We start from the raw sequence: 16,000 nt of genomic DNA on the forward strand, positions 1-16,000 counted from the left end.
GCGCGCCCCCAGGGGTGCCGCTGGCGATCAGGAAACAGGCATGAGCAAGAAAAAACGTCCGACACTGCAGGATATCGCCGACCGGGTTGGCGCCACCAAGATGACCGTGAGCCGCTGCCTGCGGGGCGCCGACAATGTGTCCGAGAAAATGCGCGAGCGCATCTTCGCCGAGGCCGAGGCGCTGGGCTACATCCCGAACCGGGCCCCGGACCTGTTGTCCAAGGCAAAAAGCCACGCCGTGGGCGTGTTGCTGCCCTCGCTCACCAACCAGGTGTTTGCCGACGTCATCAAGGGGGTGGAGTCGGTGACCGAACATGCCGGCTACCACCTGATGCTGGCGCACTACGGCTACAGCCCGGAGATCGAGGAGCGCAGCCTGTCCGCGCTGCTGTCCTACAACGTCGATGGCCTGATCCTGTCGGAAAGCCAGCACACCGAGCGCACCCTGAGGATGCTGGAAACCGCCGGGGTGCCGACGGTGGAGATCATGGACACCCACAGCCGGCCGTTCCAGCAGGCGGTGGGTTTCGACAACGTGCAGGCGGCCTATGACATGGTGCGGGAGATGATCCGCCGGGGCCGGCGGTCGATCGTGTACCTGGCGGTACGACTGGATGCCCGGACCCTGCAGCGGCAGGAGGGCTATGCCCGGGCCATGACCGAGGCGGGGTTGCAGCCGGTGACCCTGCGCAGCGAGCAGCGCTCTTCGTTCAGTGTCGGGGCCACCCTGTTGGCGCGCATCCTGGCGGAGAACCCGGACACCGACGCCATCTTCTGCACCAACGACGACGTCGCCATCGGCGCCTACTTCGAGTGCCAGCGCCGGGGAATCCAGGTGCCCGAGGCCATTGCCATCGCCGGTTTCCACGGCCATGACGTTGGCCAGGTGATGGTACCCCGGCTCGCCAGCGTCATTACCCCGAGGGAGGCGGTCGGCCAGCGTGCCGCCCAGGAGTTGCTGGCGCGCCTGTCGGGCCAGCCCCTGGAGACCACCAGCATCGATCTGGGCTATCGCATCGAGTGCGGCGGCACCCTCTGACTGCCGTCAGTCGGCCGGCGCTTCCAGCCAGTCCGACAGGGCCTCCCGGCAGTCATCCACCCCGCGCTTGGAGGTGGCCGAGAACATGATCAGGTGTTGGACACAGCTGAATTCCTTCAGCTGCTTGGCAATGCCCAGCATCGCGGTTTTCGCCTGACCGAATTTCAGCTTGTCGGCCTTGGTGGCCAGAATCATCAGGGCGAGGTTGTTATGCTCGCACCAATTCACCATCATTTGGTCGAAATCGGTCAGCGGGTGGCGGATGTCCATCACCAGCACCAGGCCGCGCAGGCAGCGCCGGTCGTTCAGGTAGTGGCCCAGGTGCTGTTGCCAGTCGTCCTTCATGTTCCGTGACACCTTGGCGTAGCCGTAGCCGGGCAGGTCCACCAGGCGGCAGCCTTCGCGGTTAAGGGTGAAGAAGTTGATCAGCCGGGTCCGGCCCGGGGTCTTACTGGTGCGGGCCAGCTTGCCATTGGCGGTGATGGCATTCAGGGCGCTGGATTTGCCGGCGTTGGACCGGCCGGCGAAGGCCACTTCGGCACCGGAATCCGGCGGGCATTCGTCCAGCCGGGAGGCGCTGATGAGGAAGCGGGCACTGTTGAAAGACAGGGGTTTGGAACTCAGCTCAGGGTCCACAGCGGTTGGCTTTCCTTTGGATTTCAGTTATCGGGGATTAATGTATAATGCTACACCAATTCCGGGCGGCGCGCCGAGCGCGACCGCTGTCAGCCCCGGTTTTGCGCCTGATTGGTCAGTGCCTGCCGGCTGCACGATGAAGAATACCCTTTATAAGATGAGAGAAGCGGAGCGAGCATGAAAAAACTGATCGCAGGAGTTGTTCTCGGTGTTGGCCTCACAGCGATGGCGCACGGGGCAGGAGATCCTCAAGCGGGCGAACAGAATGCAGCGGTATGTGCCGGATGCCACGGCCAGGCTGGCCAGAAGCCCATCATGGGCAGCTATCCCAAGCTGTCCGGTCTGGGCGAGAAGTACCTGTACCAGCAGCTGGTGGCGATTCAGTCCGGTGACCGGGTGATCGCGGAAATGACCGGCATCCTGGATGGCAAGTCCGAGCAGGAGCTGCAGGACCTGGCGGCCTACTTCAACGAGCAGGACATGCCGCTGAACCAGGCCAACCCGGACCTGGTCGAGCAGGGCGCGGCCCTGTACCGCGGTGGTAACATGGCGTCGGGCGTGCCCGCCTGCGCTGGCTGTCACAACCCCCAGGGCATGGGTAACGAGCCCGGCGGCTACCCGCGCCTGAGCGGCCAGAACGCCGAGTACATCAGCAAGCAGCTGAAGGCCTACCGGGGTGGCGAGCGTGCCACTGGCTCCAACGCGGCCATCATGATGGACGTTGCGGCCAAGCTGACCGACGCCGAAATCGAGGCCGTGGCCAACTACGTGTCGGGTCTGCACTGAGCCGTCAGCGCCAGTCGAAACCGCAAAAACCCCGCTTGAAGCGGGGTTTTTTGTTGTTAACAGCTCTGTAATCGACCGATTGGGCCCGGCTGTGGAACTTTTTCGGCTGCCTGGGTCATAATCCCTCACACTCACGATTCGGATATTGGAGAAGTTGAATGATCAGAACACTCGGAACCGCGGCTTTCCTGGCAGTTGCTTTTGCCGTTGGCGCGCCCGCCAGTGCAGACACCTGGGAGGAGGGCACGCACTACCAAAAGCTGGATACGCCGGTTCGTACCGACAGCAACGGCAAGGTCGAGGTGGCCGAAGTGTTCTGGTACGGCTGTCCGCACTGTTACAACTTCAAGCCGGTGGTGGAAGCCTGGGAAGAGGGGCTGGCCGAGGACGTTGAATTCGTGATGATGCCGGCGGCCCTGGGCCGGTCCTGGGAGCCTCATGCCCGCGCCTACTATGCACTGGAAGCCATGGGTCAGCTCGACAAGGTGCACGACGCGCTGTTCGAGGCGCTGGCCGGTGAGCGTCGTCCGTTGAACACGCCCGAAGCATTGGCCGATTTTGTCGCCGGCTACGGCGTTGATGCCGACGCTTTTCTCAAGAACTATCAGAGCTTTGGCGTGAACGCCCGGATGCAGCAGGCCCAGTCAAAAATTCGGGGCGCGCGCATCACCGGGGTTCCGACTATGCTGGTAAATGGCAAATACAAGGTGAGCGCGTCCATGGCCGGCAGTCACGAAGCCACACTCGAGGTGGTTGATTACCTGGTCGCCAAGGAACGCGGCACCGGCGCCGAATAACGGAGAGTGCCCGCGGCTGCCAGGCTGCGGGCTGTTCGGGAGGCAGAACGGGGTTGGCACCATGTACAAGCGAATCCGCAAGCATTTGAACGGGCTCGTTAACCCAGCCGGTCAGCCGCGCAGCAACTGCTCCGGCTTTGACCATGTCCCGGAATTCGAGCCCCATCGCCACATCCGTTTGCTGACCTTCAACATTCAGGTCGGGATCAACACCTCCTCCTACCGACACTACCTGACCCGCAGTTGGCAGCACGTGCTGCCGCACCGGAACCGGATCCAAAATCTGGACCGCATCGCCCACCTGATCGGCAACTACGACGTGGTGGCCCTGCAGGAGTGCGACGGCGGCAGTCTGCGCAGCGGCTACATCAATCAGGTCCAGTACCTGGCCGAGGCGTCGGGCATTCCTTACTGGTACCAGCAACTGAATCGCAACCTGGGCCAGATCGCCCAGCACAGCAACGGTCTGTTGAGCCGGTTCCGACCCCTGGACGTCACCGAGCACAAGTTGCCCGGCCTGATTCCCGGCCGTGGCGCCATCATCGCCCGCTACGGCTCCGAGGAGGATCCGCTGGTGCTGGTGCTGATGCATCTGTCGCTGAGCAAGACCGCGCAGCAGCGCCAGCTCGGCTACATCCGTGAGCAAATCGCCGATTACCGGCACGTGGTGTTGATGGGGGACATGAACAACCACGCCGAGGAACTGCTGACCCAGACCCCCCTGAAAGAGACCGATCTGGTGCCCCTGCCGGGCACCGCCCACAGCTTCCCGAGCTGGCGTCCGGAAAAGGCGCTGGATCACATCCTGGTGAGTCCGTCGCTGGAGATCCGGCGCTCCGAAGTGGTCAGCTATCCGGTGTCGGACCACCTGCCCATCGCCATGGACGTGGCGTTGCCGAAAGGCTATGTGGAAACCTTTTGAGATTGCATCGCTAGCGGTTCGCAAGACACAAAAAAACCCGGCCAGAAGCCGGGTTTTTTTGTTGAAGGCCTGATCAAGTCTTACTTGATCTTGGCTTCCTTGTACGCAACGTGCTTGCGGACGACCGGATCGTACTTTTTGATCTCGATCTTTTCCGGGGTGTTACGCTTGTTCTTTTTGGTCGTGTAGAAGTGACCAGTGCCTGCTGAAGATACCAGCTTGATTTTCTCGCGCATGATGCGGCTCCTTAAAATTTCTCGCCGCGGGCACGAAGGTCTGCCAGCACAGCGTCAATGCCTTTTTTGTCGATGATGCGCATGCCCTTGGTGGAAACGCGCAGCTTCACGAAACGCTTCTCGGACTCAACCCAGAAACGGTGGTTCTGCAGATTCGGCAGAAAACGGCGACGAGTGTGGTTCATCGCGTGGGAAACGTTGTTACCGGATACCGGACGCTTACCGGTAACCTGACAAACTCTGGACATACTTGCCTCCGACCTGAGCAATGGTCTCAATAATACAAATTCGTTTTTAATGCGTCTCTGGTTGCCAAGGAGCACCTGTTTGCCCCTGTGTGCGCCTACAAAGTGCACGCTGCTCGCCAGACGCCGCCAGAAAGGGACGCTTTTATACCAGAACTCGCCCCCCAACGCAAAAAATTGTTGGGAATTTGGCCAGTTTTCCGGCGCCGGTGCTGGAGCTCTTACATCAGTCCCCGTTCAGCCAGGGATATTACCTCACCGTGGCCCACGACCATATGGTCAAGAACCCTGATATCGACCAGAGCCAAAGCCTCTTTCAGGCGCCGGGTCAGGCTGATGTCGGCCTGGCTCGGTTCGGCCACGCCGGACGGGTGGTTGTGGGCGAAGATCACCGCCGCGGCATTGTCCTCCAGGGCCTGGCGCACCACCTCCCGGGGGTAAACGGCGGCGCCGTCGATGGTGCCCCGAAACAGCTCGCGGTACTGGATGACCCGGTGCCGGTTGTCCAGCAGCAGCGCCGCGAACACTTCGTGCGGGTAGGTGCCGAGCCGGCTGGTCAGGAAGCGTCGGGTGTCCTCCGGTGAGCGCAGGGGCTGACCCTGGCGCAATGGCTCGTCCATCACCCGGCGGGCCATTTCCATGGCCGCCTGGATCTGGGTGTACTTGGCGGTGCCCAGTCCGCGCAGTTGGCAGAACTGGCTGTGGGACGCGGTCATCAGTCCGCGCAAGCCACCGAACTCGGCCACCAGGGTGCGGGCCAGGGTCAGCACCGGGGTGCCGGCGGTGCCGGTGCGCAGGAAAATGGCGAGCAGTTCGGCGTCCGAAAGCGATTCGGCGCCATGGCGCAGCAGGCGTTCCCGGGGGCGTTCGTCCCGGGGCCAGGTGGTATCCGACATGTGAGCTTCCTTGCGGTTGGCGGACAAAGCCGGGCGCGTCCTGCGCCGGGCTACATCTGAAGGTTACAAAGGTTACTTTAAAAGGTAACAATCGGTAAACGTCGGGGCCAGTGCGCAGGCTGTCTGCAAGGGCAGAGCATGCTATCTTATAAGCCTTTCTTTTTGTGAGGATACGGAGCCCGTATGGCCGTCAAACGAATTCTCCTGGGGATTACCGGGGGTATTGCCGCCTACAAGAGTGCAGAGCTGGTTCGCCTGTTGAAAAAGGCCGGGCACGAGGTGCGCGTGGTCATGACGTCCGGGGCCGAGGCCTTCGTCACGCCGCTGACCTTCCAGGCCCTCAGTGGCGAGCCGGTCCGTACCTCCCTGCTGGACCCGGAAGCCGAGTCCGGCATGGGCCACATCGAGCTGGCCAAGTGGGCCGACCAGGTGGTGGTGGCGCCGGCGTCCGCCGACTTTCTTGCGCGCCTGGCCCAGGGTATGGCCGATGACCTGCTGACCACCCTGTGTTGCGCCACCGAGGCGCCGATTGCCGTCGCGCCGGCGATGAACCAGGCCATGTGGAGCAACCACCGGACCCAGCGTAACCTGCGCCTGCTGCAGGAGGATCCCCAGATTAGCCTGTGGGGTCCGGATCAGGGCGAACAGGCCTGTGGCGATACCGGCCCCGGGCGCATGCTCGAGCCGCTGGTGCTGGCCGGTCTGGTGGCCGACACCGGCACCTCCGGTCTGCTGGCGGGCAAGCGGGTGGTGATCACCGCCGGCCCGACCCGGGAGCCCATCGACCCGGTCCGCTACATCAGCAATCACAGTTCCGGGCGCATGGGTTATGCCCTGGCCGAGGCGGCCCGGGACGCCGGCGCCCGGGTCGTGCTAGTCAGCGGCCCGGTCAGCCTGCCGGCCCCGGCCGGCGTCGACGTGCGCCCCGTGGTGACGGCCGACGACATGTTGGCCCAGGCATCGGCGGCGGTGGATGAAGGCTGCGACCTGTTCGTGGCCACCGCGGCCGTGGCCGATTACCGCCCGGAGACCTGTGCCGGCGACAAGATCAAGAAATCCAGCGAACAGATGGCGCTGCCGCTGGTCCGCAATCCCGATACCCTGGCCACCATTGCCGGGCGGGACGACGCCCCGTTCACCGTCGGCTTTGCCGCGGAAACCAGCGACGTCGCCCGGTACGCGGTCGACAAGATGCAGCGCAAGAAGCTGCGGATGATTGTCGCCAACGATGTCTCGGTACCGGGTCTGGGTTTCAACAGCGAGAACAACGCGGTCACGGTGTTCTGGCCCGAAGGCCAGACCGCCATCGGTCCGGACAGCAAGCAGCGCATCGCCGAGCGGCTGGTGGCATTGATCAGCGAACAGCTCAACGCCGACCCGGCCTGACCGGGCAGCGACCCAATTTTCGAACGACAGGACAAACCATGAGCAAAACCAAGCTGCAGGTGCGGATTCTCGATGACCGCATCGGAAACCAGATTGCCTTTCCCGAATACGCCACCGACGGTTCCGCCGGCCTCGATCTCCGGGCCTGCCTGGACCAGCCGCTGACCCTGGAACCGGGGCAGACCGAGTTGCTCAAGACCGGGCTGTCCATTCACATCGGCGACCCGTCCCTGGCCGCCATGATCCTGCCCCGCAGCGGTCTGGGTCACAAGCACGGTATCGTGCTGGGCAACCTGGTGGGTCTGATCGACTCCGATTACCAGGGCGAGTTGATGGTGTCCTGCTGGAACCGGGGCCAGACCCCGTTCACCATCGAGGTGGGCGAGCGCATTGCACAACTGGTGCTGGTGCCCGTGGTGCAGGCGCAGTTCGAAGTGGTGTCCGAATTTGACGCCAGTGATCGCGGCGAAGGTGGTTTTGGCTCGACCGGCACCCACTGACGCGGCCGGACCAAACCTTGAGGCGCGCGGCTATACTGTGCGAACAGTGCTTGTCCAGGATGAACAACGACAACTGCAGGATGGACCATGAAGCTGGGTAAGAAGACTTCCGATGTAGCCGGTGAGGACAAATCGGCGAAAAAGGCGGCGAAGAAAGGCAAGAACTCCTCGGCACCCGGGACCAATCTCAAGAAGCTGAACTCGGTTGCCCTGTCCCAGGCCCTGGTGGTGGTGCTGGCCGGGGTGGTGGCGGCGGTCCTGATCCATTTCCTGGCGGTGCAGCCGGCAACCAGTCAGCGCCTGGCCCAGCAAACCGCCATCGAAGCCGAGGCGGCGGCCCAGCGCCTCAATCAATACCTGGCGCTGATGCAGGCCAGCGTCAGCGGTCTGGCGACCCGTCCGGATGTGATGGCCGCGGTCTCCGGCACCACCGGCGTCGCCGACGCCGAGGCCAGTCTGAGCCAGGCACTGCCGGGCGTCGTCGACGTGCACCTGTTCCCCTATGACCAGATCCCGCGTACCGCCAGCGATCGCGGGTTGCTGGGTTTCGCGGGCCTGGAGCTGCTGCGCCGGGCGGAATCCGGCGGCCAGCTGCATCCGGATGCCTTCCCCCGGGACAACCGCTGGTTGATCCAGATGGCGACGCCGGTGCGCAACCCGGTGAGCAAGGCGGTAACCGGCAGCCTGCTGGTGATCTTCGACGCGGTCCAGCTGCGGCCGCTGCTGCAGGTGTCCAATGCCGACCTGGGTGGGCAGCTGGCGCTGACCCAGAATGTCGGCGGCACCTCCCGGGCCGTGGTCAGCAACGGCAGTGGCTCCGGTGCGGCGGTGACCCGGACCCTGGCCAACCCGGACTGGGCGGTGGCCTACACCCCGGCCTCGCAGCCGGCGGCCCCGGTCGACACCGTGCTGGTGGCCATTCTGGTCGGGGTACCGGTGCTGCTCGCGGCGATTCTGGTCTTTGTCCTGCTCGGCGGCGCCCAGCGCGGTCTGCGCCAGGACGCCACCGCCCTGATGCAGTGGGCCCACAAGGTGTTCGGGGGCGAGCGGGTCAAGTTGCCCAGCTTGCAGTGGGACATGATGGCGTCCACCGGCGAAGTCCTGTTCCGTCTGTCCCAGGTGGTGGACAAGCGCATCGCCAAGGCCGTGGACATGGCGCGCCCGAAAAAGCCCGCCGGTGCTCAGGCCCCGGCCGCGGCGGAGGACGAGCCCCTGTTCCAGGACAAAGACATGCCGGAAATCGACATGCTCGATGGCGACGAGGACGTGCTGGGCTTTGGCAGTGGCGACGACACCCTGTTCGGCGCTGACACGCCCGACGTGGCGGAGGCGGCGGCGCCAGCGGTGGCGTTGTCGCCCGATATCTTTCGGGCCTACGACATCCGCGGCATTGTTGGCGAGACCCTGTCCGCCGAGGTGGTCCAGGTGATCGGCCGGGCCATCGGCTCCGAGGCGGCTGAGCGCGGCCTCGACACCCTCTGCGTCGGTTACGATGGCCGCCATTCCAGCCCGGAACTGGCCGAGGCCCTGGCCCGCGGCATCATGGCGACCGGCTGTAACGTCATCCACGTCGGCGCGGTACCCACCCCGGTCCTCTATTTCGCGACCCAGGAGCTGCAGACCGGGTCCGGCGTCATGGTCACCGGCAGCCACAACCCGGCCAACTACAATGGCCTGAAGATCATGCTCGGCGGCGAAACCCTGTCGGGCGAGACCATCGAAAAGCTGTACCAGCGGGCCCAGACCGGCGACTTCGCCAGCGGTCAGGGCAGCCAGTCGTCCGAGGATATCCGCCGCGCCTACCTCGATCGCATCGTCGGTGACATCGCCGTGGCCGCGCCGCTGAAAGTGGTGGTCGATGCCGGTAACGGCATTGCCGGGGAGCTGGCGCCGATGCTCATCGAGGAGCTGGGCTGCGAGGTGGTGCCCATGTACTGCGAGGTGGATGGCGATTTCCCGAACCACCACCCGGATCCGGGCAAACCGGCCAACCTGGCGGACCTGATTGCCCGGGTGAAAGAGGAAAAGGCCGACATCGGCCTGGCGTTCGATGGCGACGGCGACCGGCTTGGGGTGGTCACCAACAGTGGCAAGATCATCTGGCCCGACCGGCTGCTGATGCTGTTCGCCCGGGACGTGGTGTCCCGTAATCCGGGCGCCGACGTGCTCTACGACGTCAAGTGCAGCCGCCGTCTGGCCGGGGTGATTTCCGAGGCCGGCGGTCGGCCGATTATGTGGAAGACCGGGCACTCGCTGATGAAAGCCAAGATGAAGGAGACCGGAGCCCTGCTGGCGGGCGAGATGAGTGGTCACATTTTCTTCGGCGAGCGCTGGTACGGCTTTGACGATGGCTTGTATTCGGCGGCACGGCTGCTGGAAATCCTCGGCATCGAGGACCGCCACAGTGATGAGGTCTTTGACGATTTCCCGGAAGACATCAGCACCCCCGAGCTGAATGTCGAGGTGACCGAGAGCAGCAAATTCGGGATCATTGACCGACTGGGCCAGGAGGGGCAGTTTGGCGACGGTAACATCAGCACCATCGATGGCATTCGTGTCGACTACGCCGACGGCTGGGGCCTGTGCCGGGCGTCCAACACCACGCCCGTGCTGGTGCTGAGGTTCGAGGCCGAGACCGAACAGGGTCTGGACCGGATCAAGGGCATATTCCGGGAGCAGCTGGCCAAGGCGGCGCCCGACATCACAGCGGACTTCTGACCGCTGACCCAACAACTTTCGACTACCGAATGATAAGGCAACAACATGGCGTTGGATCGTGATACAGCAATGCAGGTGGCCTCGGTTCTGAGCCGGGGCCTGCCGTATATTCAGCGGTTTACCGGTAAGACCGTGGTGATCAAGTACGGCGGCAACGCCATGGAGAATGAGGAGCTCAAGAGCAGCTTCGCCCGCGATGTGGTGCTGATGAAGCTGGTGGGGCTCAACCCCATCGTGGTGCACGGCGGTGGCCCGCAGATCGGTGAGCTGCTGGCGCGCCTGAACATCCAGTCCCGGTTCGTCAACGGCATGCGGGTGACCGATGCCGAAACCATGGACGTGGTCGAGATGGTTCTGGGCGGCCAGGTCAACAAGGAGATCGTGTCGCTGATCAACGCTCAGGGCGGCACCGCCGTGGGCCTGACCGGTAAGGACGCGAACCTGATCCGGGCCCGCAAGCTCGAGGTGGTGGACCGGTCCCCGGAGCTGGAGCGGCCGGAAATCATCGACATCGGGCACGTGGGCGAGGTCGCCAGCGTCAACGTCGACGTCATCGACATGCTCACCCGCAGCAACGTGATTCCGGTCATCGCGCCCATCGGCGTGGGTCCGGACGGTGCATCCTACAACATCAACGCCGACCTGGTGGCAGGCAAGGTGGCCGAGGCCATGAAGGCGGAGAAGCTGATCCTGCTGACCAACGTGTCCGGCCTGAAGAGCAAGGAAGACAAGGTGCTGACTGGTCTGACTGCCCAGCAGGTCAATGCCCTGATCGAGGACGGCACCATCCACGGCGGCATGCTGCCTAAGATCCGCTGCGCCCTGAACGCGGTGGAAAACGGCGTACGCACCTCCCACATCATCGACGGCCGGGTGGCGCACGCCTGCCTGCTGGAAATCTTCACCGATGAGGGTGTGGGTACCCTGATTTCCCGCAACTGATGACACAGCGCTAGGAGTGCTCGGATGAAACGCCTGCTTACACTGCTGGTGGTACTGGGGCTGGTCGGCTTTGCGGCCTTCAAGGCCGGCGCCTGGTGGCTGGCGGATCAGCGGCTGGCGGAGGCCCGCGCCGCCCTGGAGCCCCACGGTGTGCTGCAGCGAGGCACCATCAGCTCCAGCCTGGATGGGCGTCTGGTGTTGTCCGGCAACAGTTGGCAGGACTTCCGGTTGACCCGCTCGCTGGAAGTCGGCCGGGTCGAGTTTGACGCCGGGTCGCCGATCGACCTGTTCACGGCCCTGCTGGACCCGAGCCAGCTCCCGGCCAGCTGGTCGCTGCAGGCCGATGGCGTGGGCCTGGTGCTGGAGGCGACCATGTTCCGCAACTGGGTCACTGCGTCCGGGGCCAACAGCCAGGGCCAGGCCGAATGGTTGGTGCTGTCCTGCGCCCCGGACCCGCGCCAGCAACTGAGCAGCGGCGATCTGATGCGTATGGGCATCACCGGCCTGGCCGGGGAGTTCCTGCTCCAGCAACAACCGGACGGGGTGTACGCGGAAGTGAGCACCGCCGGCACCGGCAGCATTGAGCTGAACTGGCCGGAGGCCAGGCTGAGCCTGGTGGAACCGGACCGGGTGCTGGGCACCAGCGACCAGGCCATGACCGTGACCCTGCGCGATGGCGGCTTGATGCGTCGGGTTGCCGCCTATTGCGCCCGGGAAGCCGGGTTGGAACCCCCGGCCTGGGCCGACCGGGCCCTGGCGGCGTTCCAGGCCGGGCTGGCGGCGCGCGGGCTGGCGCCCAGTCAGCAGTTGCGGGCGTTGTACCGGCAATGGTTGCTGGAGGGGGGCGAATTGACCCTGGCGCTGCAGCCCAACGCGCCCGCCCTGGGTATTCCGGTGCACGGGGCCGAACCGGCCGAGTCGGCCGCCCAGTGGCAGGTTGCCTACAACGGGGCGACGGTGCCAGACGTCTTTTTAAGGGAAACCGGCGCCGACCCCGCCGAGCAGCTGGCCGTCCCGGCGCCGATCCCGGCGCAGGAAGATCCGGCGGAGCAGGGGTGGTATGCTGATTCGGTCGAGAACGCCGGTCAGTGGATCGAACGCCGGGTCCGGGTCACCCTGTCCAGTGACAAGGTGGTGGAAGGGCGTCTGGTGCGCGTGGGTGAGCGGGAACTCGAGGTGGCCCGGATTGTGGCCGGCGGTGAGGTGGCCTATCCCATGCTGATTCGGGCCGTCACCGGTTTCGAGGTTTGGCGCCGCGGGCGCCAGTGATGACCCGCAGGCGGGTCTGAGAGGATGCTATGCCGCAGTCTGCAGTGAATGCCGCGTCGGTGCCAGGCGTTAAGGAAATGCTGACGCGCCTGATTTCCTTGCCCTCCATCAGCAGTGCCTCGGCGGAGTGGGACCACAGCAACGAGGCGGTGGTGCGGACCCTGGCCGAATGGCTGGAGCCGCTCGGCTTTGCCGTGGAGATTCTGGACGTGCCAGGCATGCCCGGCAAGTTCAACCTCATTGCCACCCTGGGCAGTGGCCCGGGCGGACTGGTGCTGTCTGGCCATACCGACACCGTGCCCTACGACGACAAGCGCTGGCAGAGCGACCCCTTTGCCCTGACCGAGCGGGACGACCGCTGGTACGGCTTAGGCACCTGCGACATGAAGGGATTCTTTGCCCTGGCCATTGAGGCGGCCCGGGAGTATGCCGGCCGTCCGCTGAAAGAACCGCTGATCATCCTGGCCACCGCCGACGAGGAAAGCTCGATGAACGGCGCCCGGGCGCTGGCCGAGGCGGGCAAGCCCAAGGCCCGGTACGCGGTGATCGGCGAGCCCACCAGCCTCAGACCGGTGCGGATGCACAAGGGCATCATGATGGAGCGGCTGAAGTTCGAAGGCCAGTCCGGCCATTCCTCCAATCCGGCACTCGGCCGTAACGCCCTCGAGGGCATGCACGAGGCCATGACCGAATTGCTGGCGCTGCGTCGGCACTGGCAGGCGCAGTACCAGAACCCCAATTTTGAGGTCCAGGTGCCAACCCTGAATCTGGGCTGCATCCACGGTGGCGACAACCCCAACCGGATCTGCGCCCAGTGCGAATTGCATTTTGATTTGCGGCCGCTGCCGGGCATGGACATGGAGAGCCTGCGCCAGGCCATTCTGGCCAAGGTGCGGCCGGTGGCCGAGCGCCACGAACTGGGGCTGGTGTTCGAGCCGCTGTTCGACGGAGTGCCTGCATTCGAGACCGCGGCCGACGCGGCCTTGGTGCAAGCCTGCGAAAAATTGACCGGGCACACCGCGCATGCGGTGGCCTTCGCCACCGAAGCGCCCTGGCTGCAGCAGCTGGGGCTGGAAACCCTGGTGATGGGCCCGGGTTCCATCGACCAGGCGCACCAGCCGGACGAGTTTCTGGAACTGTCCCAACTGGAGCCGACGGTTCGGATCCTCAAGGGCCTGATCCGCACCTTCTGCCTGTAACTTGCCGTAACTGACTGACTTGGAGATCGGGTTGAGATCGAACGACTGGCTGCACGGATTTCGCCATTCATCCCCCTACATCAACGCGCACCGCGGACGCACCGTGGTGCTCACCATACCCGGGGATGCCATCGAACACGGCAACTTCATCAACATCATTCACGACATTGCCCTGCTCAGCAGCCTGGGCGTGCGTCTGGTGGTGGCCTTTGGCGCCCGGCCGCAGATCCAGGCCCGACTGGACGGGGCCGGGGTGGAGTCCTCGTTCGCCGGCGGCCTGCGCATCACGCCCGAGCAGCAGTTACCGCTGGTGATGGAGGCCATTGGCGGCCTGCGCGCTTATCTGGAAAGTCGCCTGTCCATGGGCCTGGTGAATTCGCCCATGCACAATGCCCGCATCCGGGTCAGCAGCGGCAACTACGTGGCCGCCCGACCGGTGGGCGTGCTCGACGGCATCGATTTCGGGCATACCGGCAAGGTCCGGCGAGTCGACGTCGGCGGCATTGAAAAGCTGCTCGAGCAGGGTCACATCGTGCTGCTGCCGCCGATGGGCTATTCCCCCACCGGCGACGCCTTCAACCTGTCCTACGAGGACGTCGGCAGTCAGGTCGCGGCGGCGTTGCAGGCGGAAAAACTGCTGGTGTTCATCGACGACCAGGGCCTGCTGGAGGAGGATGGCTCGCTGATCCGTGAGCTTTCGGCCCGGCAGGCGTCCGAGCGCCTGGCTGCCGGCGCCGTTACCGGGCACGATGCCGCGCTGCTGCGGGCCGCCTGCGACGCCTGTGTCAAGGGCGTGCGTCGGGCCCACATCATCAGTTACGTCAACGACGGCGCGCTGCTGGAGGAGATGTTTACCCGGGACGGCTCGGGCACCCTGGTCAGTGGCGACAACTACGAGCAGATCCGTCAGGCCCGGGTCGAGGACATTGGCGGCATCCTGGAGCTGATCCAACCACTGGAGGAGCAGGGCATCCTGGTGCGCCGGTCCCGGGAGATGCTGGAGACCGAGATCGACCGCTACGTGGTGGCCGAGCGCGATGGCACCATCGTCGGCTGTGCCGCCCTCTACCATTACCCGGAGGAGCAGGCCGGCGAGCTGTCCTGTTTCGCGGTGGACCCGTCCTATCGCCGGGCCGGCCGTGGCGACGAGATCCTGTCGATGGTGGAAAAGCTGGCGCGCGGGCAGGGCGTCGAGAAACTGTTCGTGCTGACCACCCAGACCGAACACTGGTTCCGGGAGCGCGGCTTCCAGGCCTCCACCGTGCAGGCGTTGCCCGGGCCCAAGCTGGCGTCCTACAACGCCCAACGCAAATCAAAGGTCTTCTTCAAACCGCTCTGACAGCTCGGCCAATCGGGCGCTGCGCTGGCGCTCCGGCAGCCGGGACAGCCGCTCGACTGCCTGGTAGAAGGCGGGAAACTGGCCGCCCTGGTCCCGCAACAGCTGGCGGAAGCCGGGCACGTACTGGTTGTACTGCCGGAACAGGGCAATGCGGGCATTGTTCAGTCCCTCCGGGCGGGTACCCAGGGGGCCGGGCTGGGACCACTGCGCCGACAGCGTGACGTAGTCCTGCGCCAGCTGGGCCAGAAGCTCGCTCTTGCGCTCCCGCAGCGCCGGGTCCGGCAACTGGCCGTGCTGGGCGTAAAGCGTGTCCAGCTGGCTCGCGGTGGCCTGCACCAGCGCCAGGGTCTGGTTACGCTGGCGCAGACGCTGCAGGGCGCGCTCGAACAGGTCCGGATCCCCCGATCGGGTGGACCAGAGTTTCAGTCCTTCCAATTCCACCGCGGTGGCGAAGCTCTCGTTGAACGCGGTGTCGCCCTCGATGTACAGCACCCGGTGGGCCAGCTCATGGAACATCAGCGCCACCATGCGGCCCTGGGCCAGGTCGGTGAAGCCGGAATGCAGGGGGTCGTCGAACCAGCCCAGGGTGGAGTAGGCGGTGACCCCGCCGATGAAGGTGTCGTAGCCCCGGCGGTCGAATTTCCGCTGTTCCAGCCGGGCGTCGTCCAGGTCGAAGTAGCCCCGGTAGGCCTGGCAGCCGAGCACCGGATAGCACCACCGATGGGGGCGCAGGGAAAACTCCGGCACCGCCACCAGGTTGACCACCACCCAGGGCCGGTCGAGGTGGACAAACTCGGTGAAAGCGTCGTCGACCGGCAGGGCCAGGACGTCGCGGGCGAAAGCCCGGGCCTGTTGGCTGAGCATCAGCTTCTGCTTCAGGTCGGCGCTGGTGCCGTCCTCGGCGATCAGTTGGTCCACCGGCTCGCCGGCCATGATCAGCCCGAAATGGCCGGAAACGGCCTGGCCGTAGTAGCTGGCGGTGGCGCAACCGGTCAGGCCGGTTACCAGTAGCAAAAGCAAATAGATCTGACTAAGCTGTTTCATGGGTCAGGATGTTATATTGGCAAGGGTCACCTGTCAGAGCCACGCC

16 protein-coding genes are annotated in these 16,000 nt (G+C 64.9%); 11 read left to right on the forward strand and 5 right to left on the reverse strand.

Annotated features, from left to right (window positions below; translation table 11 throughout):
• The first annotated feature begins 40 nt into the window (after positions 1 to 40).
• Complete coding sequence (gene gntR, locus U5822_RS07790) at positions 41 to 1,039, forward strand: gluconate operon transcriptional repressor GntR (protein WP_322855062.1); 999 nt, start codon at positions 41 to 43, stop codon at positions 1,037 to 1,039.
• 6 nt (positions 1,040 to 1,045) lie between these two features.
• On the opposite strand, the gene yihA is transcribed toward gntR, so the two are convergent.
• The gene (gene yihA / locus U5822_RS07795; RefSeq protein WP_322855063.1) at positions 1,046 to 1,675 is read right to left on the reverse strand and encodes a ribosome biogenesis GTP-binding protein YihA/YsxC; all 630 of its coding nucleotides are present in this window, start codon (positions 1,673 to 1,675) and stop codon (positions 1,046 to 1,048) included.
• A gap of 177 nt (positions 1,676 to 1,852) precedes the next feature.
• Between yihA and U5822_RS07800 the strand changes: the two genes are divergently transcribed.
• The 3 genes from U5822_RS07800 to U5822_RS07810 all read left to right on the forward strand — a co-directional run bounded on the left by U5822_RS07800 (position 1,853) and on the right by U5822_RS07810 (position 4,180).
• Positions 1,853 to 2,461: a c-type cytochrome gene (locus U5822_RS07800; protein ID WP_322855064.1), complete on the forward strand. Its 609-nt coding sequence runs from the start codon at positions 1,853 to 1,855 to the stop codon at positions 2,459 to 2,461.
• 158 nt (positions 2,462 to 2,619) lie between these two features.
• A complete protein-coding gene (locus U5822_RS07805; RefSeq protein ID WP_322855065.1) occupies positions 2,620 to 3,258 on the forward strand; it encodes a thiol:disulfide interchange protein DsbA/DsbL in 639 nt (212 codons plus the stop codon).
• 61 nt (positions 3,259 to 3,319) lie between these two features.
• Positions 3,320 to 4,180 carry an endonuclease/exonuclease/phosphatase family protein gene (locus U5822_RS07810; RefSeq protein ID WP_322855066.1) on the forward strand — a complete coding sequence of 287 codons (861 nt, stop codon included), beginning with the start codon at positions 3,320 to 3,322 and terminating at the stop codon, positions 4,178 to 4,180.
• Between the two features lie 80 nt (positions 4,181 to 4,260).
• On the opposite strand, the gene rpmG is transcribed toward U5822_RS07810, so the two are convergent.
• The 3 genes from rpmG to radC all read right to left on the reverse strand — a co-directional run bounded on the left by rpmG (position 4,261) and on the right by radC (position 5,557).
• Positions 4,261 to 4,416, reverse strand: a complete 156-nt coding sequence (rpmG, locus tag U5822_RS07815; RefSeq protein ID WP_008173465.1) for a 50S ribosomal protein L33 — start codon at positions 4,414 to 4,416, stop codon at positions 4,261 to 4,263.
• A gap of 11 nt (positions 4,417 to 4,427) precedes the next feature.
• Positions 4,428 to 4,664: a 50S ribosomal protein L28 gene (gene rpmB / locus U5822_RS07820; RefSeq protein ID WP_008173462.1), complete on the reverse strand. Its 237-nt coding sequence runs from the start codon at positions 4,662 to 4,664 to the stop codon at positions 4,428 to 4,430.
• Between the two features lie 218 nt (positions 4,665 to 4,882).
• Complete coding sequence (radC, locus tag U5822_RS07825; protein WP_322855067.1) at positions 4,883 to 5,557, reverse strand: RadC family protein; 675 nt, start codon at positions 5,555 to 5,557, stop codon at positions 4,883 to 4,885.
• A 183-nt stretch (positions 5,558 to 5,740) separates the two neighbouring features.
• Here radC and coaBC point away from each other — a divergent pair, with 183 nt between their 5' ends.
• The 7 genes from coaBC to argA all read left to right on the forward strand — a co-directional run bounded on the left by coaBC (position 5,741) and on the right by argA (position 14,910).
• Positions 5,741 to 6,943, forward strand: a complete 1,203-nt coding sequence (coaBC, locus tag U5822_RS07830) for a bifunctional phosphopantothenoylcysteine decarboxylase/phosphopantothenate--cysteine ligase CoaBC (RefSeq protein ID WP_322855068.1) — start codon at positions 5,741 to 5,743, stop codon at positions 6,941 to 6,943.
• A 38-nt stretch (positions 6,944 to 6,981) separates the two neighbouring features.
• Positions 6,982 to 7,443: a dUTP diphosphatase gene (gene dut / locus U5822_RS07835; RefSeq protein WP_322855069.1), complete on the forward strand. Its 462-nt coding sequence runs from the start codon at positions 6,982 to 6,984 to the stop codon at positions 7,441 to 7,443.
• An 87-nt stretch (positions 7,444 to 7,530) separates the two neighbouring features.
• Entirely contained in the window at positions 7,531 to 10,161 is a 2,631-nt protein-coding gene (locus U5822_RS07840) for a phosphomannomutase/phosphoglucomutase (RefSeq protein ID WP_322855070.1), read from the forward strand.
• 45 nt (positions 10,162 to 10,206) lie between these two features.
• Positions 10,207 to 11,103: an acetylglutamate kinase gene (gene argB, locus U5822_RS07845; protein ID WP_322855071.1), complete on the forward strand. Its 897-nt coding sequence runs from the start codon at positions 10,207 to 10,209 to the stop codon at positions 11,101 to 11,103.
• A gap of 24 nt (positions 11,104 to 11,127) precedes the next feature.
• Entirely contained in the window at positions 11,128 to 12,372 is a 1,245-nt protein-coding gene (locus tag U5822_RS07850) for an acetylornithine deacetylase (protein WP_322855072.1), read from the forward strand.
• A 29-nt stretch (positions 12,373 to 12,401) separates the two neighbouring features.
• Entirely contained in the window at positions 12,402 to 13,571 is a 1,170-nt protein-coding gene (argE, locus tag U5822_RS07855) for an acetylornithine deacetylase (RefSeq protein WP_322855073.1), read from the forward strand.
• 31 nt (positions 13,572 to 13,602) lie between these two features.
• Positions 13,603 to 14,910, forward strand: a complete 1,308-nt coding sequence (gene argA, locus U5822_RS07860) for an amino-acid N-acetyltransferase (RefSeq protein WP_322855074.1) — start codon at positions 13,603 to 13,605, stop codon at positions 14,908 to 14,910.
• Here argA and U5822_RS07865 read toward each other — a convergent pair.
• Positions 14,884 to 15,954 carry an aminopeptidase gene (locus U5822_RS07865; RefSeq protein WP_322855075.1) on the reverse strand — a complete coding sequence of 357 codons (1,071 nt, stop codon included), beginning with the start codon at positions 15,952 to 15,954 and terminating at the stop codon, positions 14,884 to 14,886. The genes argA and U5822_RS07865 overlap by 27 nt on opposite strands.
• Positions 15,955 to 16,000: the final 46 nt, after the last annotated feature.

It is taken from the genome of Marinobacter qingdaonensis (assembly GCF_034555935.1).
In the GTDB taxonomy this organism is placed as follows: Bacteria; Pseudomonadota; Gammaproteobacteria; order Pseudomonadales; family Oleiphilaceae; genus Marinobacter; species Marinobacter qingdaonensis.